Below are 24,565 nucleotides of genomic sequence, written 5' to 3' on the forward strand. Positions count from 1 at the left end.
GATCGTACCAAAGACAATCTTTTCGTATACTAAGCGGCATTTCTACATTATCTGTAAACAAAGCCCCTGTGCCAAGCCCTTGCGGTAGTGGATTATTAAATGTTGCGCACCATTGTGCAATAGCGTTTAGTCCGATATTCGACTCTAAGGCCGAAGTGATCCACCAACCGATCTTTTGTCTTTCAGCTTCATCGATCCATTCCTGTCCGCCACTTATGCCACCATGCAAGGAAGGTTTCAGTATAATATATTGCGGACGGATGGCAGATAGAAGCTCTTTCTTACCCTGTAAGGTATTACATCCGATCAATTCTTCATCTAAAGCAATCGATAACGGTGTTTCAGCCGTAAGTCGTGCCATTTCTTCCCATTGCCCGGCACGGATAGGCTGTTCGATGGAATGCAGGTCTAATTCGGCCAGCCGGTACAGTTTATCTAATGCGTCAGTAGGAGAAAAAGCTCCGTTTGCATCTACGCGGAGTTCGATTTCTTTGGCGGAGAAATGTGCACGGATATGTTTCAATAAAGCTAATTCTTCCTCAAAGTTAATCGCCCCGATCTTTAATTTGATACAGCGGAATCCTGATTGCATTTTGGCTTCGATCTGCTCCAGCATCTTTTTATACTCGCCCATCCAGATCAGGCCGTTAATAGGAATACCGGCTTCACCTCGTGAGAAAGGAGTATCCCATAAAGCGTAGTTACCTGCATGGAAATGCCTGAAAGCTGTTTCCAAGCCGAACTGGATGGAAGGATAAGGACGAAGAAGTTCGGTATCTGGCTTGCCTTTACTCTTGGTCTGGCGACAAATCTCTGCCAACAAACGTTCATAGTCCGGCACATCATCGCAACTTAGTTTGGGTAAGGGGGCACACTCGCCAATACCATATCGTTCGGGTGCTTCATCGGAAGTCAGAACCAGATACCAGCTATTCCGTGTGGTATAGGTTCCGCGGGAGGTTCCGGCAGGTTGTTTGAAATGTAATACTTTCGGTATGATTTGTATATGATAAGACATAGTAGTTGACTGTCACACTGATTACGGGAATTTAGGATAATCTTCAAACCGTGGGCGGCGTTTTTCGAGGAATGCTTTACCGCCTTCCTGTGCTTCGTCTGTCATGTAATAAAGCATTGTTGCGTCGCCTGCCAGTTCCTGGATACCTGCCTGGCCATCCAGTTCGGCATTCAATCCGGCTTTGATCATACGCAGGGCAAGCGGACTGTGCATCATCATGGTTTCAGACCATTCCACGTATTCGTCTTCCAGCTTATCTAAAGGAACCACTTTATTAACCAGTCCCATATCGAGTGCTTCCTGCGCATTGTATTTGCGGCAAAGGAACCATATCTCACGTGCTTTCTTCTGACCGACGATACGAGCCAGGTAAGAGGAACCGAAGCCGGCGTCGAAGCTACCCACGCGGGGGCCGGTCTGTCCGAAGATCGCATTCTCGGAAGCAATTGTCAGGTCGCAAACCACATGCAGCACATGGCCGCCGCCGATAGCAAACCCGTTCACGGCTGCAATGACCGGTTTCGGCATCGACCGGATCTGCTTTTGTACATCCAGTACATTCAAGCGTGCAACGCCGTCTTTACCGATATAACCGCCATGTCCTTTCACATTCATATCGCCGCCTGCACAGAAGGCTGTATCGCCAGCTCCTGTCAATACGATTACGCAGATATCCGGCCGTTCGCGGCAGATATAAAGAGCATCGCTCATTTCTGTTGTAGTGGTAGGAGTGAAGGCGTTGCGATAACGTTCGCGATTAATCGTGATGCGGGCAATTCCTTTATAAAAATCGAATAGAATATCTTCATATTCCTTTATAGTTGTCCATTCTCTTGTAGTTGACATATTATTTTTGCTTTAATTGATGATAATACTCTTTCAATAGACGAACATCTTCGTCTTTATCTGTGAAAACTTCCATCAGTACCGGTTGGTTGATGGGGTTGGGATCCGTAAATATCTTCATTGACTCTTCAAGTTCTTTCCCGTCGTGTACACCCTGATAAAGGAAACCGCGTTCGGTAGCCCAGCCTTGTGCCGATGTTTTATGCGTGGCGGTGACAAAACGGTGCGTCTTTCCCGACATAGACAAACCGGGCAAAGCCTGGAAGATCTCACCACCACCATTGTTCAGCAGCAGGATACGCAGATTACAACCGTAATTGCTGTTCCAGATCGCATTCATGTCATAGAAGAAACTAAGGTCGCCTATGGCTACGAAATTCAGCTTATCGGATGCTACGGCATAACCGATAGCCGTGGAGAGAGAACCTTCAATCCCGCTGGTTCCCCGGTTACAGCACACTTCTACCTCTTCCGGCAAAGTGAACAACTGCGCATAACGAACAGTCGAGCTATTGGCCAGATGTAAGGCAGACGGAGTTGGCAACGATTTTATCAGTGCACCGATAGCCGCCATTTCCGAATAAGCGAACTCCGGTTCGGGTAAATTCCTGGTATTGTTTTCCCATACGCGTGGAAACTCGGTTGTTTTATTCTCCAGCAGATAAGCGATCTTTTCGAGGAACTCGAACGGATCCATCTCGATAACGGTTGTTATTGAGCCGTACAGGTCGGCCACTTCGCCATCCGCCGATACATGCCAATGCTCTTTAGGCGGGTTTTCGCGGAGGAATTTCTTCAGGCGCTTGGAAACGATATGTCCCCCATAGGTGATGACCAGTTCGGGAGCCATCTTGTCGAGCGTCTCTTTTGGTAATGCATAAATTGCCGCATCGAAGTTCTTTACAGGGATACCGGGGATCGTTTTGTTTCCCGTATGTTCGGTCAGCCATGCGAAATGTTTGTAGAGTAGTTTGGATATCTTCTTTTCAAACAGATAGATCAGGCTCATTTGTCCGATCACCATCATCCGTTTATTATAGCCGTTCAGCCGTTCGATCAGTGTATTGTATTCCCGGTCGTATATATTCAGTCCCTGATAACGGGTAATGACGCGTACCTTCGGCAATTCGGGTGTCGTGAACTGGAATAGCGGCTCGGAGATCGGGACATTGATATGTACCGGGCCTTTTCCGTGATGGTTGAGTTCCAGCAACGCCTCATTGACCAGGCGGTTGCAGTACCACTCGTCTTCATCCGTATGTATCTCCGGCAGGTTGACCGATTTCTTTACCAGTGAACCGAATACACCCGGTTGCGGTAAGGTCTGGCCATCCATTTGTCCGATCCAGGCTCCTGGTCGGTCGGCAGATATCACGATAAGGGGGACATGCTGGTAATAGGCTTCAGCTACGGCCGGATGGATGTTCAGCAGGGCTGTACCTGAGGTGCAACAGACGGCCGCCGGTTTTCCCCCGTGCAGAGCCAGTCCCATTGCAAAGAAGCCGGCACTCCGTTCGTCGGTCACCGAATAGCAGGTGAAGAACGGATGATTAGCCAACGTGTGTACGATAGGCGAATTGCGACTTCCCGGACATAATACGATTTTATTGATATTATGCTCCTTGAGCAGAGCTACTAATTGGAGAATGTTTTTTTTATCGGTGTACATATTCTGTTCTTCCTTAGGTTGACTTGCAAAAGTAGATATAATTTTTCAATTGACGGAGAATCGGGTCGGATATGATCAACATGTAGAATAGTTCTACATATCTGTGTGGAAATTCTACATACCGTTTTATTTTTCTTAGTTTTCCTTGAATGATTAATGCATTTATTCACCGCTATTTAGATTTAATTTACTCCTCGGACGCTTTTAGGGTACAATTATTGGCATATAAAGTACAAACTGGTATTAGTATTTAATAATAATTGATTAATGAAAAAATTTAGATTTGTATTGTTTGTACTGGCGTGTCTGTGCAGTATACATATGCAGGCACAGCAATTGGAAATAAAAGGTATAGTAACGTCATCGGATGATAAACTACCTCTTATTGGTGCTACCGTTTCTGTAAAAGGAGTAGCGGAGCGGGGAGTGGTGACGGATATAGACGGTCGTTTCGTACTGGATGTAGAAGCATCCGATAAGATCCTTGTTGTATCTTATGTAGGAATGAAAACAGCCGAGGTAAAAGTACCTAAGAATGGTGTTTTGAATGTGGTGCTAACCCCTGAATCACAGAATTTGGAGGAAGTGGTGGTCACCGGATATGGAAACTTCTCGAAATCATCTTTTACCGGCTCTGCCAATACCCTGCGGGCCGATATGTTGAAAAACGTACCTGTACTTTCTGTAGAGCAGAAGTTGCAAGGCATGACTACGGGAGTGAATATAACATCCGGTTCCGGTCAACCGGGAGCTAACCAGAGTATTCGTATCCGTGGTATGGGTTCTTTCAATGCTTCCAACGAACCATTATTTGTCATTGATGGCGTACCTGTCACATCCGGTAGTATGGGTGCCGGTACGGGTGCCGATGCCGCTTATATGAATAACGCCAAAACGAATGTGATGAGCACGCTTAATCCTGCCGATATCGAAAATATTACGGTGATAAAGGATGCTGCTGCCGCTTCTCTTTATGGTTCGCGTGCTGCTAATGGCGTGATTTTGATCACAACGAAAAAAGGTACCGTGGGGCGTACAAGAGTCACTTTGAGTGCCAGTGGCGGTTTCTCTGATGCGGCTGTCAACTTCCGCCCTACATTAAATGGAGATCAGCGCCGTGAGATGATTTATGAAGGTCTGTATAACTCGGCTATAGACAAGGGCATGGAGTCTCCTGACGAATATGCCAAAGCCAATATCGACATGTATGCGGGGATACCCGAACTGGGATATACCGACTGGCGGAAAGAATTGCTTCGTACGGCTCATAATCAAAATTATGAGGTATCGGCTTCCGGGGGTAACGAGCGTACTACTTTTTATTCTTCTCTTGGTTTCAACCGTCAGGAGGGATTGGTCGAAAACTCCAGTCTGGATCGTTATTCGGCCCGTCTGAATGTGACGCAGAAAGTAGGTAGCCGTGCAGAAATAGGAGGTAATATGATGTTTACCCAGATGAGTCAGGAAATGAATGAAGAGCGTGGCTCCAATATCAATCCTTTTCTCTGTGTCGCTGTATCTGCCACACCTTCCATGCCGGTACGCGACGCTTCAGGCAATTATGTGGGCTCTTATCCCGGAACTAATGTGAATCCGCTTCGCGATATCCGTACCGACTATAACCGTAGTCGTATGACGCGTATGTTCTCTACCGGATATGCGTCTGTTGATATTATTAAAGGACTGAAACTCAAAGAAACATTGAGCTATGATTACACGGTGCAGAAAGATTCCCGTTATCTGAACCCTCTTAGCGGAGCAGGGCCAAAGAGCGGAAGTGATGCCCAGACTTCAAAAGGATTTACCGAATATGGTAAGTTTCTTTCATCTACCTCTATCAACTTTGTCCGTACCTTTGCCACCAAACATCACCTCGATGTACTGGCTGCCTATGAATTGGAGAGTTATCAGAGTGATAAGGCAATGGGAGAAAAAGCTAAATTACCTTCGGATGTGTTGCTCGAACCGGATAATGCAGCCGTGCTGAAAAGCTTTGCTTCTTCTACCCAGGCATACAGGATGATCTCCTATCTTTCGCGTTTGAACTATGATTATGACGACCGTTATTATATTGCAGGCAGTTATCGCCGCGATGGCAGCTCCCGTCTGGCTCCGGAAAGTCGATGGGGAGATTTCTGGTCTGTCTCCGGTATGTGGCATCTGAGTAATGAGTCTTTTATGCATGCAGTGAAACCGGTGTTGAACGATGTGAAGATACGTGCCTCTTATGGCGTTAATGGTAATCAGCCGGGAGCTCTTTACGGATATATGGGGCTGTACAGTTACGGACAGAACTATATGGGAGCAGCAGGTTCGTATGAGTCTGCCCAGGCCAATCCCGGGTTGAAGTGGGAAAAGAACTACAATCTGAATCTTGGTATCGACCTGGCTTTCATCAACCGTATTTTTGTGACGCTCGAATACTATAATCGCGATACCAAAGACCTGCTTTACAACCGTCCTATCAGTGCTACTACCGGTTTCCTGAACTATCTGGCGAATATCGGTCAGCTCAACAACAAAGGTGTGGAGTTAGAATTGAGAACGATCAACTTTGCTAGTCCTGACTTTAACTGGACATCCGTGCTGAACCTAACCCACAATCGCAATAAGATCGTAACGTTGGATGGCGATATGAAGCAATCAATCGAGGGCTCCTGGTTTATCCATAAAGTAGGCCTTCCTTACAACAGCTTCTACGTGAAAGAGTTTGCCGGAGTAGATACGCAGACCGGAAAAGCTCTCTACTATCTCAATACACAGGACGAGCAAGGCAATTATAATAAAGAAAAGACTGACGATGCATCTAAAGCACAAGCCATTCCGTATAAGTCTGCCGATCCGAAGATTGCAGGAGGTTTTACCAACATACTTTCTTATAAATGGTTTGACCTGGGACTTACGTTCACCTACTCATTGGGGGGCTATTCTTTTGATAAGGCAGGCACTCTGATAGAGACAGACGGTAGTAAGGAAAAATCATACAACCTGCCCGTATATGCCCTCGACCGTTGGCAGAAACCGGGAGATATAACCGATGTGCCTCGCTTCGTACTGGAACAGGGAGCCGGCCCGCAAAACTCATCCCGTTATATCCACAGTACCGATCATATCCGTCTCAAAAACCTGACATTGGGCTTTACACTGCCGGGGCAGTGGACACAAAAGGCGTTGATAGAAAATGCACGTATTTATTTCTCCGGTACCAATCTGCTCACGTGGGCCAAATGGAACCAATATGATCCGGAAGTTCCGGTTAATGGTGAAGTGTTCTGTGAAGCACCCGCTATGCGTACCTTCAATTTTGGGGTTGAGATAACTTTCTGATTTATTTATTATAAACTATTCGAATATGAAACATACATTTATATATTTGTTTGCCGCCACATCGCTTCTTTGTACTTCCTGCTCCGGCGATTGGTTGAACCTGGATCCGTCTACTTCGGTAACTACTTCGCAGGCTATCCGCACGCTCGAAGAGGCCCAGATCGCTTTGAACGGTATCTATCGTATTGCCGCTTCACATAGTTACTATGGAGATAATTATCTCTACTATGCCGACTGCCGTGGCGAAGATGTACAGGCACGTATCAGTAAGGGGCCCGGCAAACGCGTGTCACCCTATTATGAGTTCAATGTCACGGCGGATGATGCCCTGAACATCACCCGTGTATGGAACCAGCCTTATAACGTGATCCACCAGGCAAACAGTCTACTGGAAAGGATCGAATCGGGTGAGGTAACTACGGATAATACCGCAGCACTCGACTGTATCAAAGCTGAGGCGCTTGCTTTGCGTGGGCTCGCCCTGTTCGATCTTACCCGTCTGTTCGGTATGCCTTATACTTTGGATAACGGTGCTTCTTTGGGTGTGGCTATCGAAATTAAAACAACATTACCCACTCATCAGCCTGCCCGCAATACGGTGGCCGAATGCTACGGCCAGGCGATAGATGATATGACAGAAGCACTGAACCTTTCCGCCCTCTCTACCGATAAGAAAGACGGCTTTCTCAATGTCTGGAGTGTGAAAGCATTGCTGTCGCGTATTTATCTTTATATGAATAATAATGAAAAAGCACTCGCACTGGCTAAGGAAGTAATAAATAACGGAGGGTTGTATAAACTATTCACACACGAAGAATATCCCACTGTATGGGGAAAAGATTTTAATTCAGAGTCGCTCTTTGAGTTTTATTATACCCTTTCCGAACCGGATGGTGGAACAGGCGGTGAGGGAGCTCCGATGGTGTATGCCGATAATGTGAAGGACTGGAATAATCTTGTGCTCACGAAGGCATTCCTCGATCTGCTGGGAGAAGATCCGGACGATGTGCGTCATGTGCTGAATCGTCTACCGCAGAAACCGGAAGAAGATATATTACCCGAAGGTTCTACTGGTCATCCTAAGTATCTGAACAAGTATCCGGGTAAAACGGGCGAAAATCCACAGGATAATGATATCTGTGTCGTTCGTCTCTCCGAAGTCTACCTGAATGCTGCTGAGGCAGCCTTTAAATTGGGTGGAGCAGAGAATCTGGCCTTCTCCCTGGAGTGCCTTAATGCTATCGTGAGCCGTGCCAATCCTGCGAAATCGGTACAGGCATCTGAACTGAGCCTGGAGCGTATTCTGAAAGAACGCCGTAAGGAATTGGTAGGAGAGGGGCATGCCTTTTTCGATGCCATGAGGAATGGTTTGCCGGTGACTCGTACCGGCGGATGGCATTTGCCTTCCGTTGCCGGAGCAGCAGTCATTACTCCATCTGATCTGAGGGTCGCGTTACCTATTCCCCAAACGGAGATCGATGCTAATCCGAATATGGTGCAGAATCCGCGTTGATCTAAAACTAATTGTGGGACGTATCGGCTACTTCAATAGCTGATACATCCCACGATCAATATTTGGACTATCACAAATTTTGTTTTACAACAATGCCCGCATCGTCTGTAATTTATCTTCCGTTTCCTGCCATTCGTCACTCAACTCTGAAGAAGAAAGCAAGCCACCACCGGCATACAGTATCAGCGTCTTGGCATTGATGTTCATGCAACGCAGGTTTACGTACAGATCTGTTCTGCCTTCCGGATTCAACCAACCGATAAAGCCGGAATAATAACGGCGATCATATCCTTCGTTGTCCAGGATAAAACGATGGGCTTCTTCTTTAGGAAGTCCGCATACGGCTGGAGTAGGATGTAATAGATTAAGCAGATTCCCCAGTTTATTACTTTCTCCGAGACGGAACCGGAAATCGCTTTTCAGATGACATAAAGCCCCGGCGCGTGCCGGATAAGGGCCTTCCATTGCTGAGTCGATACCTAATGAACTGAGTTGATCGTGTATGTAATTGGATACTAATAACTGTTCCCTTTTATTCTTATTGCTCCAATGTACAGGTAATTCGCCATTTTGCAGTGGCTGTGTACCGGCCAGGGCAACGGTGTGCCATTCCCCTTTTTCTCCGGAGAGGATGATTTCAGGTGTGCTTCCCAGCCATGTACCTGTATGCGGTGTGTGGCAGAGATATACATAGGAACGGATATATTGCTTGCAGGCTTTGTAGAAAGCCTTTGCAGGAGAAAAGCCATCTTCCCGGTCGAGTGTCAGACTGCGTGAAAGAACCAGTTTGTCCAGCGTTTTCTCCTGCAAAGGTTTTATGAAAGTATCGAAGCAATGGATATAGTTGTCTTTTGTCTTTCGTTCGGATGCGTTTTCAGTTTCATTCGGATGAAATTCCAAATCCATTGGGATGAATTCCTTTTTACTGCTATCGGGCAACTCGGAATAATCCGGCCTGATCAGTACGATCGGACATTCCCGGCCTGCCCTGAAGGGGGCAATAACAAACCCCTGCTGTTCGTTCAGATCCTCTATATTATAAAACAGACGAGCAGAACCGGAGGCTTGCATCACGAACCGGGGAGTTTCTTCCCCCGGTATACGATAGATAGCAAAACTGCGGCCCTGCCTGATCAGTGAGTCAATTGCCTTGTATTTACTTGTTTCTTCTGAAATCATTTCTTCTTTAATATGCTATTCACAACACGTATGGATGAAACCAATTTGTCGGTAGAGGTAAACACATCTACATTCCATACATGCGAAGAGCGTCCTTTATGGATGATCGTTCCGACGGCACGCACCGTATCGCCTTCATGCGCCGACGACATGTGATTGCCGCTAACCTGCATTCCTACGACGATCTCGTCCGGTTTGGCCAGTATCATGGAACCGAGTCCGGCAACCGTCTCTGCCAATGCCAGGGTTGCACCGCCGTGCAAGATTCCGAAAGGCTGGCGGGTACGTTCGTCTACCGGCATGGTCGCTTCCACACGGTCTTCTGAAGCATAGGTATACTGAATGCCTAAATTACCCATCAACGCATGTTTGGCACGCATGTTCAACTGATCCAGCGGAACTTCCGTCGGTTTGATAGCGGCAAGGATCGCAGTCTCGATAGCAACGGCAACCCCGTCCATATCGTTCGTCAGGGTTGTAAAGTCCGCACAAACCTTTACCGAGTCGCGTGCATTGCCCATCGCAACACTGGTTCCGGCCAGTTGCAGCATAGGAACGTCGGCGATACCGTCACCGATGGCAACCACCTCTTCGGTCGTGATCTTCAGTTTCTCCATTAGAACAGCCAGCGTATTGCCTTTGTTGATGAACTGGGGAACTACTTCGAGGAAGAAGTCTTCCGTGCGATACACATCCAGTACACCGTTGAGCCGTTTCTTCCAATGGTTTTCCAATCCGACCAGTTCTGCTTCATCATCGCTGGCCAATACGCATTTGCACGGGCTGAAGTCGACAGCTTCCGGGAAGTTATCGACACCGATCACCCGCATATTGTTCAATGCGGCTTCTTCCTGCACATGCCGGCTCTCCGGTTTGTCTGTCAGAATAAAGTCTTTATGGTAAGTGAAGATGGCAAAGTTGTTCTTCTTCGCTTTTTTATCCAGGTAAGCCAGCATTTCCGGGTTGATACGTTTCTCGAAAAACAATTCTCCGGTTTGAACGTTGATGATCTGTCCCCCGTTATACGAGAGGATGAAACCGCCGTAATGATCCAATTCCAAAGCTTTAGCCAGCGGCATGACCCCATTGGTCGGTCGGCCGGATGCCAATACAATATGCACTCCCATTTGCTGAACTTTCAGTAGGGCAGCAAGGGTACGGGCAGTTATCTCTTTTTCGCTGTTGAGTAATGTCCCGTCTACGTCTAAAACCAATAATTTGTACTTCATGGGCTTGCTGTTTTTGTTTAGAACACAAATATACACATTTAACGCTTACGCTTTCATCAAATCTTCGATGAAATGTGCTACTCCGTCCTCATCATTTGTATAAGTCGTTACCTCGTCGGCATTGGCTTTTACCGGAGGCTGGGCGTTTGCCATAGCTACACCCAGACCGGCAAACTGTATCATTGTGAGGTCATTAAAGCCGTCTCCTATGGCTATTACTTCTTCCTGTTTTATGTATACGCGTTCCAGCAGGCGCTGCAAGGATGCTGCCTTGTCTATTCCTTTGGGTACGACTTCCAGATAAAAAGCTTCCGACCGATAGACGTTGATACGGCTCCCCATTTCCTGACGCAGTTTCTCTTCCAGCGGAACCAAATCTTCCGGTTCGCCTACGATCAGGCATTTGTCGGCGGGAAGTTGCAGGTCGCGGAGGAAATTATCCGTTTCCTTTATCTTCATCTTAGTGAGGAACGACTCGTATTTGACATATTTGTCTTCCGCATTCTCGGTCAGTATATATTTCCCGTTGTAAGAAAGGATTGTCAGCCCGGCTTCCTGCGAACGTTGATACAACAGTGGCATCATATCCGGTGGCAAGGCCTGTTCGTAGAATACTTTGCCTGTCTTAACTTCGATCACTTTCCCGCCATTGAAGGAAAGGATAAATCCCCCGAACCGTTCCATTTCCAACGTCTTTGTCAGAGGAACGATACCATACGTGGGACGTCCGGATGCCAGGACGAGATGAAGACCCTGTTCCTGTGCTTTGATCAGGATTTCCCGCGTATAAGGGGTGATCTCTTTTTTGCTGTTTGTCAGCGTTCCGTCCAGGTCGAGAACCAGTAACTTATATTTCATATATTGTTATTTATTTGAATGACATGCCCGTGGGCTGTGATGTATTTATATAATTCTCTGTAAAAAGCATGTTTTGTCAATGTAGAAGCATCGCCCAGAATGATCAGTTTCATACGGGCACGGGTGATGGCTACATTCATGCGACGCAGGTCATTCAGAAATCCGATGTTGCCCTGGTCGTTGGCACGCACGAGACTGATCATGATAACATCACGTTCCTGTCCCTGAAAACCGTCTACGGTATGGACGGTAATAAGTTTACGGAACGGCTTAAAGAATGCGTTGCGTTTGATCAGTCCGCGGATATATTGAACCTGCGATTTATAAGGCGAGATCAGTCCGAAGTCGATGCTTTCGTCCAGCACCCGCTCTTTGGTGATCTTTTCGATATAGCTTTGCAACTGTTCTACCAATAGAACTGCTTCCTGCTTATTGATGCGGCTCATACTTTCGGACAACCGGTCTTCTTCAAAGTCGCAGTCGGCCGTGTCGAACCAGACAACAGGAGTGTCGTATGCCAGGATACCGCGCTGGCTTACTTCCGGCGCAGCCTTCAGCTCGTCCTGATAAAACCAATGGGACGAAAAGCGCATGATATCTTCATGCATCCGGTATTGTATTTTTAGCAATGAAACCGTTTCCGGTTTGTTGGCAGCCACTTTCTGCATCAACGTACGATCCAGGCCGCCGCGTGCTGCCTCTATACATTTAATAGTAGGAGGGAGCTGGTGATGGTCGCCGGCCAGGATGACCCGGTCTGCTTTGCCGATCGCGATCCAGCAGGCCGCTTCGAGTGCCTGTGCCGCTTCGTCGATAAAAAGAGTCGTGAATGTATGGTTTGTCAGCACCCGGTTGGCAGAACCTACCAATGTGCAGGCTATTACTCGGGCTTCGCTGAACAGGTCGGTGTCTATCTGTACTTCCAGTTCGGTAGCCCGGAAACGTAGGCGGGAAAGACGGTTGCGTGCCGTTTCCTTTTCGCTATGGCTCTTCTTGCGGAAAGACGATTGTATCTCGCGGATCGCTTTACGGATACCCCAGAGTTCGGAGTAGTCGGGATGCGACTCGAAACGTCGTTCGTAGGTGAAGGAAAGCATTTTGTCGTTCACCCGTGTCGGGTTGCCGATGCGGAGAACGTTGATCCCCCGGTCTACCAGCTTTTCGGAGATCCAGTCGACGGCTGTATTACTTTGTGCACAGACCATCACCTGGTTTTCCCGGTGTAATGTTTCATAGATCGCTTCCACCAATGTGGTCGTTTTACCCGTTCCGGGAGGGCCATGCACGATGGAAACCTCTTTTGCCGCCAGCACGTGGTTGACAGCCTCTTCCTGGGTAACGTTCAGCCAGGGAAAACGAACGGGAAACAACTTCCTTTCACTGACAGGCGTTTTCCCCAGTAATACATCCCGCAAATGGGCTAACCGGTTATTTTTCGCTTTCATTACACCCGACAGTGCACTGAACATCGTTTTATAGCTTGTTTCATCAAAATAGAGCTGAACGCCCAGCTCACTGCTCACACCTTGCAGATCGAACAAGGCCGAAGGTGTTGGAAGAACGACAACCATCCGGTCGTCCTGTACATAGCTGATGATACCGGAGAAATTCAGATAACGCGGACTGCCTGTTCCATTGGTTGTAAAGAAACAAACCGGACGGCCATATTCAAAATTATGCTCTATCTCCTTGTCGTCTCTGCGTTCAATTTCAATGACGAGTTGGTTGAGTGAATTGTAATAACTTTTTCCCGGGACAACAGGATACCAGCAAAGTCCCTGTTGTATTTTCCGATGGATGCCCACCCGTTCGGACTGCTGCCTGTAGGTCTCTTTCTCATATTCATACTCCATTTGAAGGAGATCATATTGGCGTTGCAGATCTGCAGATGGAGTCTGGATTTGATTTGTCATTAATTCTTTGTTTAACTGGCCGCAAACTTACATAAAAAAAAGGAATTGAATGGGGGTTTTTCTCCTTTCCGTTGTCATAAAGGCAAACATGAGGATTTTATTCGTTGATTGTGTAGAATAGAAAGATAGGTGATATTATGAAAAAGGTAATTATATCCTTAATGATCGTTTTATTGATCCTGCCGGGTTGCGGATCGATAAGGAATATGAGTAACGAAGACCGGACTGGTTTTGGGGCACAGGTCGGATCATTTGTCGGCTGGCTGTTCGGCGGATTGATCGGGGAGGCTATTAATGATGAAAGAGGTGGTGAAATAGGAGCATTCATCGGAACGGCTGTCGGAGGTGTCGCCGGTGCTTCGATCGCTGCCACTGCGAATGATGAAGTGATAGTCGAAAGGAGAATCCCGGGCAAATATAATACTTCCTCGAACGTCTTGTTACCCGACCTGCATATAGAAGATATTCTTTTGGAAGAGGACAGCATCACCTGCAACCGGAAGATCGATGCCGGAGAAACTTGCCGTATCTCGTTTGTGATAGTTAATAACAGCTTTCAGGACGCTTTGGATGTGATACCTGTCGTAAAAATAAAGGAAGGGGAACATCTGGAATTATCCAATCCGGTGAAAATACCCCGTATCTCACGTGAGGAATGTATCAATTATGAAGTCACGGTATATGCTTCCCCGGAATTACAAACTGGCCAGGCTGTTTTTAGTGTGCGCCTGGAAGAAGGACGCGGTAATGGTACGGAAGAGGAAATATTTACGGCGGAAACTGTAGGTAATAGCGATAAATAGCATATAATTTTTGATTTTCGGCTCTTAATTATCGATTAATAAGTTACCTTTGCCGGACGATATTAAAGGAAAAAACTCTATATTTTATGGATAAATTAACTCAAACGCAAATCATTAAATTAATACATCAGGAAGTAATTCCGGCAATCGGTTGTACGGAACCGGTGGCGGTTGCTTTAGCCGCAGCAAAAGCAGCGGAAGTTTTGGGATGCCGACCTGAGAAAATAGAAGTATTACTTAGTGCCAATATACTGAAGAATGCAATGGGAGTGGGAATTCCCGGCACAGGTATGGTTGGACTGCCTATCGCCATTGCTCTCGGAACCCTGATCGGAAAATCGGCTTACGGGCTGGAAGTGCTTCGCGATATAACCCCTGAAGCGTTGCAAGCCGGTAAGGCCATAATTGAAGATAAGCTTATCCATATCGCTTTAAAGGAGAATGTAGACAAACTATATATCGAAATAATCTGTACAGCCGGAGAGGAAACATCTCGGGTAATTATCTGCCATGAGCATACACATATAATATATGTAGAGAAAAACGGCGAAGTATTGACCGACGAACGAAAGGAGTTGCATTGTGACGCCATCTGTCCGGAGGATGAACTGAAGCTCTCTTTCTCGACAGTTTACGAGTTTGCCATGGAAATGCCGGTAGACGAAATCCGCTTTATCCTTGAAACGGCCGATTTGAACAAGAAAGCTGCACAAGCTTCCATACAGGGACATTACGGGCACACCGTAAGTAAAACCGTATCGGGCGAGTACGGCAAGAAATATATGGGCGAGTCTGCCTATACCCACATGCTGGCTATGACCGCTGCCGCCTGCGATGCCCGTATGGATGGTGCGATGATCCCCGTAATGAGTAATTCCGGTAGCGGAAACCAGGGAATTGCCGCTACGCTTCCGGTTCTTTCGTTTGCCGAAGATATTGAATGTACGGAGGAACAATTGATCCGTGCCCTGATGCTCAGCCACCTGATGGTTATCTATATCAAACAGAGCCTGGGACGTCTTTCGGCTTTGTGCGGATGCGTTGTTGCTGCCACAGGTTCGAGTTGTGGCATAACTTACCTGATGGGAGGGAACAAGACACAGATATCTTATGCAATCAAGAATATGATCGGCAATATCACCGGCATGATCTGCGACGGTGCGAAACCTAGTTGTGCCCTGAAAGTATCGAGCGGTGTTTCTACTGCGATGATCTCGGCATTGATGGCAATGGAAAATAAGGTAGTCACTCCGGTGGAAGGCATTATCGATGAAGACGTGGACAAGTCGATCGCCAACCTGACGGCTATCGGCTCCGTAGGTATGGAGGCAACGGATAAACTAGTGCTGGATATTATGACAGGGAAATCCTGTTAGAAGGATTGTTCTCGTTGATTATAAAAAAGGCAGAGGTGAATAATCTCTGCCTTTTTGTTGAATTTATGGTACTATTTCATTTAGACTGACTTGTTGGAATACCATGTCGGCCTGACTGCTTTCGTATAGAATACCGATCGTATTTTCATCTACTGATGTGATACAGGAATATCCACGGCTATTGTATTCGTCCAGTAATATTTTCTTTTCTTCCGGCCAGGTATTACCATCATCATAACTTACTTTTAAAGTGATGTGATTACGTTCGGAGTAGGATTCCGGATTTACGAAAAGGAGTATGGATTTTTCTTTGCTATCCTGATGATAGATATGTTTATGGATACTGGCCATACACGTCGGTTCGATAAGTGCTTTCCGGGATGTAGGATGTTCCGTCCAGGTTTGTCCCAGATCAGAAGTGACGCAGATACGCCGGCCGTTTTCTTCTCTGTTGCCCCGGTTACGGTTGTCACGCATATTCAGCATAATGCTTCCGTCGGATAGTTCTACTGCCATGCATTCCGTTGTGTTATGGAATGCTGGACTGCTTGTTTTCCATGTTTTCCCATTGTCTTTACTCCAGGTGATGTTAGAGAATGATTGTCCTTCTTTGTCACGTCCCTGAGTGGGAAAGATAAGAGTTCCGTCTTTCAACGTGATGCCATGTCCGGGAGCGGGAGCAAAAAGCCACCATTCTTTTTGTTTGGCTTGTGCTGTGATGTTAATCGGTTCGCTCCATGTCAGGCCATCATCTGTGCTTTTGCTGATCAGGAACTGGCTGGTTTCTTTAACGCCAAAGCCTGGTTGAGAGCCTTTACCGCGCCATTGGTGCATCCAACGGGTACTGTCTTTAGTCATTCCGGGTATCCATTTGCCGGTTTCATTATCCAATACACCGTACATCCAGAGACCGGCTACGTATATATCTCCTGTTTCTTCATCTACGAGGATATTGGCATCGCTTACTCCGTTGTATTTTTCGGGAAGGCCGCCCCATTCTTTCATATCCAGAACGACTTGTATGGGTTGCCAGGTCTGTCCACCGTCTGTACTACGATTCAGGCAGATATCTATATCTCCTTGCAAATCCCGTGAGTTTTCGTAGCGGGCATCGTAAATCGCCAGTAAGGTCCCTTTTCGGGAAGTAGCCAAACCTGGAATGCGGGATGTATGTACACCATCCTGCATATGCTGACGAACGGCAACGCCGGCACGTAGTCCGTGAGATATTGTTTCAGGTATTTTTATTTTACCTTCGCTTGTTTGCAACTCGGAGCAATAGGCATTAAATCGATGGCCGAGGTCGATTTTTTCTTTTAATTTGAAGGAAAGCCAGAGGGTGAGCGTATCTGTTTCTACATGAATCTCAGTGTTAATAGTAACAGTTTCCGATACTGCAATAGGGAGTATTGCAGGTTTATCTTTATCAAGAGTACCTTTAGGGTCGGCATAATAAAGCCCGATACTTTCAATATCGTTGATATTAGTTGTTCCCTGCAAAGCAAACGCGATCGATTGTAATGTATAATCGATCGGCTGATCTCGTATCAATTCAATCTTTAATACCGGATTTGCATCCTTCATGGTGAGGACGGGCAGAACGGGTTGTTTTATCGTAACGGATATCTTGTCGGTATATTTTGTACAGGAGATCGACAAGATGGATAGAAGCGTAAATAATAGTGTTTTATTCATGGAGTCTTACTGATTTGGAGTGTTCTTATAATCTTCAAGCACTTATTTATTTTATTTTGTTTCAGTATAGTGAAACAAGTGTTTCATTAGGGTGGAACAAATGTTTCTCCCATGTGAAACAAAAGTTTCATTGCATGAAACAGATTGAAACTTTTGCTCGTTGTTTTATCTGGACTAGTTTATAAAATCTATCTTTCGGGCTTTCGGATCAGAGTTTCTTCAGAGTCTCGAAAGAGATACAAGTGAAGCCTATCTTTTCGTATGCATTGTCGGTACCATATTCGTATAGTAGCCCGATGTTTCCGTCTGGTAGATTCACTAAATCGGAATAGGCCGAGGGGCCGGAATAGACAGGGAAAGCATATGGCCATGTTTTACCGTTATTCTCGCTCAGTTTGATTGTCATTTTCTCCCTTTTATCCGTGGATGCAGGATTCGAGAACAGGATGTTGTTGCTTATTTTGCCGTTCTTCATGTAGTTCAACGTGCTTCCCTGGCAAATGGGCTCTATCAGTTCCGGCAGATATTGCATTTCGGAAACGGTTTCTCCACCGTCTTCACTGATAACGTAGCTGCGCGATTTGCTTTCTTCTCGGTTGTAGTTCCGCATATTCAACATAAGGTTTCCATTTTCAAGTTCGACTACACTACTCTCATTTCCACCGTGTTTGCTGACTATCCCGCCCAGTTTCCAGGTTTCACCCTTGTCGTCGGAATAGATAAGCTGGGAATGATATGTTTTAGTACCGGCTACCATGTGATTGGCTGATACGACTAACCGTCCTTTATACTTTTTGTTTTGCAGTTGAATACCATGACAGGGACCGGTTGCATACCAGGTCCAGTCCGGATGCTTTACGGAAGAACTGATTTCTTTGGGAGCAGACCAGCTTATCCCGTCGTTGTCCGAAGAGAGTACATATATGCGGCGGCTATCTTTGCTTTTCCCATCAATGATCTCTTTTTCGTGGTCTTCTCCCAGATTCCAGCAGGTTACCAGAATAATGCGTCCGGTTTCCTGATCTACAATAGGAGCGGGGTTTCCACATACATTGTCTCCGTCGTCCCATACAGTAATTGCTTTGCTCCAGGTCTTACCGCCATCCTCCGAACGTTTTACTACCAGATCGATATTACCGGTATCCGAGCAGCTGTTCCTTCGAGCTTCGGCAAAGGCCAGCAAAGTACCAGCTTTGGATCGGACAATAGCCGGGATGCGGAAACAGGCATAGCCGTCTTGTCCTTTTTGAAACACATCGGTTGTCGGGTTTTCCTGGGCTTGTAGTGAAATACTGAGTAGCATCAGCAGAATAGAGCAAGTTGCTATCATTTTCTTCATAACTTAAATTGATTTGAGATTATTTATTAAAAAATTCGGTAATGATATGGTAGTCTGTAACCAGTTCAAAGAGATTTGCGGACTTATAACTCTGGCAGAGAAATGTTCCTCTGCCAGTATGTATTAACGTGCATATAAGTTATTTTATTTGTCGTAGCCCGGTGTCTGCGTGATATTCGGATTCTTGTTGATAGATGTCTGAGCTACCGGCCATAATAATACGTTCTGTTCATTGTCGCGACCTACCAGATAAGGAGCTTTCTTAAATACGACACCCAGACGGATAAAGTCCCACCAAAGTTTACCTTCGGCAGCAAATTCCTTCATACGTTCTGTGACGATCGCTTCGTTCAGATCGGACGCAGAGATGGATGCAGGATAGAAGTTTTCTTTGCCATAAGCCCGTTCGGCAATCCTGTTCAGGGAAGCGACAGCTCCGGATATATCGTTTTTAGCCATTTTGATCTCCGCATCAAACAGAATTGCATCAGCATAGCGGTATACAATGATGTCGGAATCGAAGATACGTGTCCCGTTTGTCCATGTCCCGGCAAATTTATTGATCCATTGGAAAGTGGCATTCTTCGGCTCATCAAAATAGGTTTCAAAACTTAGGATCGTCCGTTGATCGTCTTTATTTTCTGAAAGTAATGCCTTATAGTCTTCCGTGTAGAAACACCATTGCTGATGACTTCCCACTTTTACAGGGTTCTCTATAGCTTCGGCCGACACATATTGGGAAGGCACCAGATAGTCACCCGGGTAACCGCCTGTATATTCGTCCTGAATATAACTCCATGCAAATATAATTTCATTGCCTAGTTCGTTATAGAAGATATTTCCGTAATCTTCTTCCAAGGAATAATCAGAATTACCCAATACAGCCTGAACTGCTGTATTCGCGTTATTCAATGCAGATTCACCAGCACTTCTAACCTTATACATCCACAAATTGTAATCGGCTTTCAGCATATTGATCGATCCTGGTGATGCCAGATTCCGGTCTTTAACGGAAGCAGGTATAAGAGTCAGTGCATTGTCGATGTCTTCGCCTACTTGTCTGAATACATCATCTGCCGGTTGACGTGTCGGGAATAAACCTTCCTGTTGGTCCGATTCGAAACCTTCCAGTAAAACCGGAGCATCGCCCCATACACGTCCGATCCAGTAATAACAGAACGCTCTTACATAATAGGCATTTGCCAATATCTTATTCTTTGTCTCTTCACTGTTGAAGGCAATATCGGGAGTATATTTCAGAATAAGGTTAGCATTATTGATCGTAGTGTACAAATCTTTCCAGTTTGCATATCCGTGGCTGGTAGGAATCTGGTTTTGATAAACCTGATCGCGAGCTGTCTGACTGGTTAAACCGTCTCCCCATAATCCTGTTCTATATTCGCCCCAGTAAATGTAACCGGTATTAAAGGCTGCTCTGAATTTATTGAACATACCGTACATGGCAGAAGTAGCATCTCCTTCGTCTTGCCACATGGAGTTGGCAGAAACTTCGCTTTTCTGAATGATGTCCAGGTCACCGTGGCATGAAGCGAACAGGGTTCCTGCCAGTAATATTGATATTATTGTCTTAATTTTCATAATACTATTGTTTTATAGCTTAAAAGATTCTTTTGTTTTAGAATGTCACTTTAACTCCGATCGAATATTTACGAATAGGAGGGTAGTTATAGTAATCTTTATTATAAGTGGTAGAGGCTCCTACTTCGGGAGAAACACCCTTTACTGCTGTAAAATAATGCAGATTATTACCTGCCAGCGTGAAAGCAAGATTCTGAATACCCAGTTTAACCAATTTATTGGTCGGTACATTATATTGCAGACTGATCTCGCGGATACACAAATAATCACCTTTATAATTAAATATGTTAGAAGTACGGCTGAAGTTTGCGTTACCGTCATCCGGGTCGTTGGCAGTGAAACGTGCGTATTTTGTGTTATCCCCTGGTTGTGTCCAACATTGTTTCACTTCATCGATCAAAGTGTAGTTATTGGCAAATGTATTCATGAAATAACGCATTTCGGAATTGTTATTGATGGAATGTCCCAAAGCCCAATCCAGGAAGATATTCAGAGTGAAATTCTTATAAGTGAAATTGTTGTTCAATCCACCTGTGGAATGTGGCACAGTGTAACCCAGTAAGAACTGGTCCTGGCTGTCGATATAATCTTTTCCGTCGCGTGTCTGGCTACCTTCGCGATTCTTCCATTCGTAGTCGCCGACTTCTTTACGTCCTGCTATATTCTTACCATCCGAATGACGGTAACCTTTGGCGGAACTGTCATACATTGCATTATCCGCCTGTTGTTGAGTTTCAAGGATATGATCGACAACGTAGCCATAATAACTATACAGAGATTCTCCTTCTGCGGTTCCGCCAAAGGCCGTTCCGTCGGCTAAGGTAATACCTCCGATACGGTTTTTATCGCGGCCGTTATCTGGTAGTTTCAGTACTTTGTTTTTTACAAAACTCCAGGTAAACTTGGATGTCCATGTGAAATCTTTCGTTTCAATGTTGGTTGAACCTATTTCAATATCGAAACCGTAAAATTTAACTTTGCCGATATTTGTTTGTACGTTTTCAAATCCGGACGTGTTAGGTAGTTCTTTACTAAATAGCAGATTGTCGGTTCTTTTGTCGAAATAATCGGCATTGATGTTTAAACGGTTATTAAACATAGATAAATCGAAACCGGCATCCAGCTGTGTCGAAACCTCCCAAGTTAATCCCAGGTTAGGCATAGTAGAAGGGACGATACCTGCTACACCGTCGTATTTGGCATCTGTAGAGTATTTGCCATAAGCATCATACAGTCCGATCGTATTGTTCCCTGTCTGACCGTAGCTGATACGCCATTTCAGGTTATCGATAGCTTTAGCGTTTTGCATAAAACTTTCGTCCGACATCACCCAGCCTACAGATGCGCCGGGGAAGAAACCCCATTGATTGCCACTTGCAAAACGTGAGGATGCATCTTCCCGGAATGTTGCCGAGAATAAATATTTTTTCTGGAAATCATAGGATAAACGTCCAAAGTAGCCGATTGTAACGTCGTCTGTAAAGTCACTCTTGGCATCTTTTTTATTAGGGCCTGCTGTTAATGTCGGTACTTTATCGGAGCTTGCACCTGTGACAGTCGCTTCCATTGTTTGGTTTTTATCTTTCTGATACGAATAACCAGCCATGATGGAGAAAGAATGGTCTTTGATTGTTTTGCTATATGTACCGTATGCTTCCAGTTTGTTTCTCTCTAGTTCGCCGAATTTTGCTGTAGTTGTACGTAAACCGCTGAATTCGTTTGCTTTCTCGAAACTGTCACTTCTCCAATGGTGGTTATAGGTAGACAATTGAACGTCGGCTCTTAATCCGTCGATAATGCGATAAGTCAGTTTACCGAAAGCGGACAAACGTTTTTCCTCCTTACTCTGGTCGTTGTAATATTGGTACCATAGCGGGTTGGGAGAAGTCGCGTTATAACCTTTGGTCGGCGTACCGTCTTCATTATATTTTTTCTGTGTGGGTGGCGTTGCCAGACCTCTGGATATCACATTCATCTGGTTTGGATATTCGGATGAGTTTGTTTTGGAATAGTCGAAACCTGCAGCAAGAGATAATTTACTGTTGATTTTTACATCCAGATTATTACGCATGCTAAGACGGGAATAATCGGTAGCCAAGGCCACACCGCCATCATCCGTATAACCGACACTTGCACTGTATCTGACTGCATCGCTTCCGCCGTCAATACCTACATAATAATTCTGCCATAAAGCATTTTTATAGATTTCATCCTGAAAGTTATTATCCTGAAAGATCAGTGTCTTGCTTGGATCAAGTGGGTCAGGCATCGATTTATATCCTGCCGGAACACTTTCCCCATCTCTCAGGTAACGTGTAGAATAAATGGAAGATGCCGTATTACCGGAACTGGCAGAATAGCCATCCATCGAATTATATCTTGAATTCGGACCGACAGCCACTGCAGGGCGGACGATGTTCAGGTAATCTTCGGCACTCATGAAATCATATAATGTTTCAGCCTGTTGCAGAGCTACATTTGCTTCGAATGTAATCCGGGGAGCCTGGTTGGCTGACCCTTTTTTCGTCGTGATCAGGATAACACCGTTTGAGGCTCTTGATCCGTAAATGGCAGTGGATGCTGCGTCTTTCAGTACTTCGATAGACTCGATATCATTGGGGTTAATACCGGAAAAAGCGCGTTCGACACCATCGACAAGGATCAGCGGATCGTTGCTTTTGTTGATAGAGGAACCTCCTCGGATACGGATGGTTGCATCGGCACCCGGAGTATTGTTGTTGGAATACAACCTGGCTCCGGCAATTTTGCCTTTCAAACCTTCGCCGATCGTATTTACCGGCACATTCTTTAATGCATCTCCGCTGACTTTAGTAATAGCAGATGTGATGGTTCTTCTCGATTGTGTGCCGTAACCGACAACGACAACTTCATCCAGACCAACCGTAGATGCATTTAAAGTGATATTTAAAATAGATTCGTTTCCTACTTTCACTTCTTTCGTCGTATATCCTATAAAAGAGAAAATAAGTGTAGTTCCTTTAGGTACACTGATATTGAATTTGCCATCCAGATCTGTGATCGTACCGGATGTGGCACCTTTAACAGCCACGGAAACGCCGGGCATCGTTAGTCCTTCATTATCTATTACAACACCTGAAATATTTACTTCCTGAGCGGAAACCGAGATAAAAGGGAATAATAAAAGGATCAATAGTAGACATAAATAATTAATTTTATTCATCTTTGTACTGGTTTTAAAATAGTGTTATTTTAAGATCGACACCGGGGAATAGGCAACCGACCAAAGTTTTTATTCCCCGTGTCTTTTTTATTTTGGTAAAAAGCCGATTTTATACAAATCGTTTTTCAGCATATCGTATTCTTCATCGCTTACAGGCGAAAGGGGTAATCTGCATTGTCCGCATTCTATTCCTATCAGATTCATAATTGCTTTTCCTCCTCTTACACCTCCTCCGTATTTAATGATTATTTTTACTATTTCAATTGATTTCATCTGAAGTTCCCTGGCTTTTTGCATATCGCCTTCTTCCATTGCTTTCAGGATGCCGTGATACACATCCGGAAGATAATTATAGGTGCTGCCAACGCCGGCAACTGCGCCAAATGCAAGTCCGGATATCAGAATTTCATCGTATCCGTGAAGTACTTCAAACTCACTATTATTTAATGCCAGGCATTCTCCCATCTCCATTAGATTGTTATGGGTGAATTTGGTTCCGGCAAGATTGGGCATTACTTTTTTACCTTCTTCCAGAAATGCGGCAACAGATAGAGACACCCCGGTCATTGACGGCATATTATAATAGTAGAAAGGTAATTCTTTTGCAGATTTTGCTATCGGAGCAAAAAATGCAATTAACTCTTTCACGCTTCCAGGTTTAAAGAAACACGGGGCCATCGATGCGATGGCATCTGCACCTGCTTCAGTTGCATGACGGGCCAATTCCATAGCTTCAAACTGTGAGTTGCTTCCAACATGCGCAATTACTTTGAAACGGTGGTTCGCTGATTTAATCCATTGTTCCAGGATATTTTTGCGTTCTTCTGTTGTGAGTGATAGGGATTCTCCTGTTGTTCCGCACACGAATACTCCTGTCATACCTGATTCAGCCATCAGGTCGGCATACTTGTCGATTGCGAAAAGGTTTACTTTTCCATGAGCATCCATAGGAGTAAAGGATGCTGCAATCAATCCTTTCAGACGTTGATAATTCTTCAT

The 24,565-nt window shown here is 45.4% G+C and carries 15 protein-coding genes and 1 pseudogene; 4 read left to right on the plus strand and 12 right to left on the minus strand.

What is annotated here, in order from left to right; translation table 11 throughout:
* Window positions 1–4: 4 nt before the first annotated feature.
* The 3 genes and pseudogenes from HMPREF1212_RS27300 to menD form a co-directional block, all read right to left on the minus strand.
* Window positions 5–1,018, minus strand: a pseudogene (locus HMPREF1212_RS27300) (o-succinylbenzoate synthase); the annotation flags it as partial.
* Between the two features lie 21 nt (window positions 1,019–1,039).
* Window positions 1,040–1,864, minus strand: coding sequence for a 1,4-dihydroxy-2-naphthoyl-CoA synthase (menB, locus tag HMPREF1212_RS10310; protein WP_028729173.1), 825 nt, complete (start codon window positions 1,862–1,864; stop codon window positions 1,040–1,042).
* Window position 1,865: 1 nt separating this feature from the next.
* On the minus strand, window positions 1,866–3,533 hold the full coding sequence (menD, locus tag HMPREF1212_RS10315) for a 2-succinyl-5-enolpyruvyl-6-hydroxy-3-cyclohexene-1-carboxylic-acid synthase (RefSeq protein ID WP_046149299.1): 1,668 nt from the start codon (window positions 3,531–3,533) through the stop codon (window positions 1,866–1,868).
* Between the two features lie 267 nt (window positions 3,534–3,800).
* Here menD and HMPREF1212_RS10320 point away from each other — a divergent pair, with 267 nt between their 5' ends.
* Entirely contained in the window at window positions 3,801–6,860 is a 3,060-nt protein-coding gene (locus tag HMPREF1212_RS10320; RefSeq protein WP_028729175.1) for a SusC/RagA family TonB-linked outer membrane protein, read from the plus strand.
* Between the two features lie 25 nt (window positions 6,861–6,885).
* Window positions 6,886–8,373: a RagB/SusD family nutrient uptake outer membrane protein gene (locus HMPREF1212_RS10325; RefSeq protein ID WP_046149300.1), complete on the plus strand. Its 1,488-nt coding sequence runs from the start codon at window positions 6,886–6,888 to the stop codon at window positions 8,371–8,373.
* An 84-nt stretch (window positions 8,374–8,457) separates the two neighbouring features.
* Here HMPREF1212_RS10325 and HMPREF1212_RS10330 read toward each other — a convergent pair whose 3' ends face one another.
* The 4 genes from HMPREF1212_RS10330 to HMPREF1212_RS10345 are packed head-to-tail and all read right to left on the minus strand — an operon-like array spanning window position 8,458 to window position 13,552.
* Window positions 8,458–9,552 (minus strand): isochorismate synthase, encoded by a 1,095-nt coding sequence (locus HMPREF1212_RS10330; protein WP_046149301.1) that lies wholly within the window; start codon window positions 9,550–9,552, stop codon window positions 8,458–8,460.
* Entirely contained in the window at window positions 9,549–10,781 is a 1,233-nt protein-coding gene (locus HMPREF1212_RS10335; RefSeq protein WP_046149302.1) for a Cof-type HAD-IIB family hydrolase, read from the minus strand. The genes HMPREF1212_RS10330 and HMPREF1212_RS10335 overlap by 4 nt, the downstream gene beginning before the upstream one ends.
* 45 nt (window positions 10,782–10,826) lie before the next feature.
* Window positions 10,827–11,639 (minus strand): Cof-type HAD-IIB family hydrolase, encoded by an 813-nt coding sequence (locus tag HMPREF1212_RS10340; RefSeq protein WP_046149303.1) that lies wholly within the window; start codon window positions 11,637–11,639, stop codon window positions 10,827–10,829.
* A complete protein-coding gene (locus tag HMPREF1212_RS10345) occupies window positions 11,636–13,552 on the minus strand; it encodes an AAA domain-containing protein (RefSeq protein ID WP_046149304.1) in 1,917 nt (638 codons plus the stop codon). The genes HMPREF1212_RS10340 and HMPREF1212_RS10345 overlap by 4 nt, the downstream gene beginning before the upstream one ends.
* A 137-nt stretch (window positions 13,553–13,689) precedes the next feature.
* Here HMPREF1212_RS10345 and HMPREF1212_RS10350 point away from each other — a divergent pair, with 137 nt between their 5' ends.
* Entirely contained in the window at window positions 13,690–14,355 is a 666-nt protein-coding gene (locus HMPREF1212_RS10350) for a glycine zipper family protein (protein WP_046149305.1), read from the plus strand.
* 86 nt (window positions 14,356–14,441) lie between these two features.
* The gene (locus HMPREF1212_RS10355) at window positions 14,442–15,731 is read left to right on the plus strand and encodes an L-cysteine desulfidase family protein (RefSeq protein ID WP_028729182.1); all 1,290 of its coding nucleotides are present in this window, start codon (window positions 14,442–14,444) and stop codon (window positions 15,729–15,731) included.
* A 63-nt stretch (window positions 15,732–15,794) separates the two neighbouring features.
* Here the strand turns inward: HMPREF1212_RS10355 and HMPREF1212_RS10360 are convergent, their stop codons facing one another.
* The 5 genes from HMPREF1212_RS10360 to HMPREF1212_RS10380 form a co-directional block, all read right to left on the minus strand.
* A complete protein-coding gene (locus HMPREF1212_RS10360; protein ID WP_046149306.1) occupies window positions 15,795–17,426 on the minus strand; it encodes a sialidase family protein in 1,632 nt (543 codons plus the stop codon).
* Between the two features lie 208 nt (window positions 17,427–17,634).
* Complete coding sequence (locus HMPREF1212_RS10365; RefSeq protein ID WP_046149307.1) at window positions 17,635–18,765, minus strand: sialidase family protein; 1,131 nt, start codon at window positions 18,763–18,765, stop codon at window positions 17,635–17,637.
* A 144-nt stretch (window positions 18,766–18,909) separates the two neighbouring features.
* Entirely contained in the window at window positions 18,910–20,364 is a 1,455-nt protein-coding gene (locus tag HMPREF1212_RS10370) for a RagB/SusD family nutrient uptake outer membrane protein (RefSeq protein WP_046149308.1), read from the minus strand.
* A 37-nt stretch (window positions 20,365–20,401) separates the two neighbouring features.
* Window positions 20,402–23,566 (minus strand): SusC/RagA family TonB-linked outer membrane protein, encoded by a 3,165-nt coding sequence (locus HMPREF1212_RS10375; RefSeq protein WP_046149309.1) that lies wholly within the window; start codon window positions 23,564–23,566, stop codon window positions 20,402–20,404.
* A gap of 87 nt (window positions 23,567–23,653) precedes the next feature.
* The gene (locus HMPREF1212_RS10380) at window positions 23,654–24,565 is read right to left on the minus strand and encodes a dihydrodipicolinate synthase family protein (protein WP_046149310.1); all 912 of its coding nucleotides are present in this window, start codon (window positions 24,563–24,565) and stop codon (window positions 23,654–23,656) included.

Origin of the sequence: Parabacteroides sp. HGS0025, from assembly GCF_000969845.1 — a bacterium.
GTDB lineage: Bacteria > Bacteroidota > Bacteroidia > Bacteroidales > Tannerellaceae > Parabacteroides > Parabacteroides gordonii.

Excerpts from the sequence above, each read along its gene's own strand:
- menB (WP_028729173.1), bottom strand. The coding sequence starts at position 1,864 with ATGTCAACTACAAGAGAATGGACAACTATAAAGGAATATGAAGATATT.
- menD (WP_046149299.1), bottom strand. The coding sequence starts at position 3,533 with ATGTACACCGATAAAAAAAACATTCTCCAATTAGTAGCTCTGCTCAAG.
- HMPREF1212_RS10320 (WP_028729175.1), top strand. The coding sequence starts at position 3,801 with ATGAAAAAATTTAGATTTGTATTGTTTGTACTGGCGTGTCTGTGCAGT.
- HMPREF1212_RS10325 (WP_046149300.1), top strand. The coding sequence starts at position 6,886 with ATGAAACATACATTTATATATTTGTTTGCCGCCACATCGCTTCTTTGT.
- HMPREF1212_RS10330 (WP_046149301.1), bottom strand. The coding sequence starts at position 9,552 with ATGATTTCAGAAGAAACAAGTAAATACAAGGCAATTGACTCACTGATC.
- HMPREF1212_RS10335 (WP_046149302.1), bottom strand. The coding sequence starts at position 10,781 with ATGAAGTACAAATTATTGGTTTTAGACGTAGACGGGACATTACTCAAC.
- HMPREF1212_RS10340 (WP_046149303.1), bottom strand. The coding sequence starts at position 11,639 with ATGAAATATAAGTTACTGGTTCTCGACCTGGACGGAACGCTGACAAAC.
- HMPREF1212_RS10345 (WP_046149304.1), bottom strand. The coding sequence starts at position 13,552 with ATGACAAATCAAATCCAGACTCCATCTGCAGATCTGCAACGCCAATAT.
- HMPREF1212_RS10350 (WP_046149305.1), top strand. The coding sequence starts at position 13,690 with ATGAAAAAGGTAATTATATCCTTAATGATCGTTTTATTGATCCTGCCG.
- HMPREF1212_RS10355 (WP_028729182.1), top strand. The coding sequence starts at position 14,442 with ATGGATAAATTAACTCAAACGCAAATCATTAAATTAATACATCAGGAA.
- HMPREF1212_RS10360 (WP_046149306.1), bottom strand. The coding sequence starts at position 17,426 with ATGAATAAAACACTATTATTTACGCTTCTATCCATCTTGTCGATCTCC.
- HMPREF1212_RS10365 (WP_046149307.1), bottom strand. The coding sequence starts at position 18,765 with ATGAAGAAAATGATAGCAACTTGCTCTATTCTGCTGATGCTACTCAGT.
- HMPREF1212_RS10370 (WP_046149308.1), bottom strand. The coding sequence starts at position 20,364 with ATGAAAATTAAGACAATAATATCAATATTACTGGCAGGAACCCTGTTC.
- HMPREF1212_RS10375 (WP_046149309.1), bottom strand. The coding sequence starts at position 23,566 with ATGAATAAAATTAATTATTTATGTCTACTATTGATCCTTTTATTATTC.
- HMPREF1212_RS10380 (WP_046149310.1), bottom strand. The coding sequence starts at position 24,565 with ATGAAGAATTATCAACGTCTGAAAGGATTGATTGCAGCATCCTTTACT.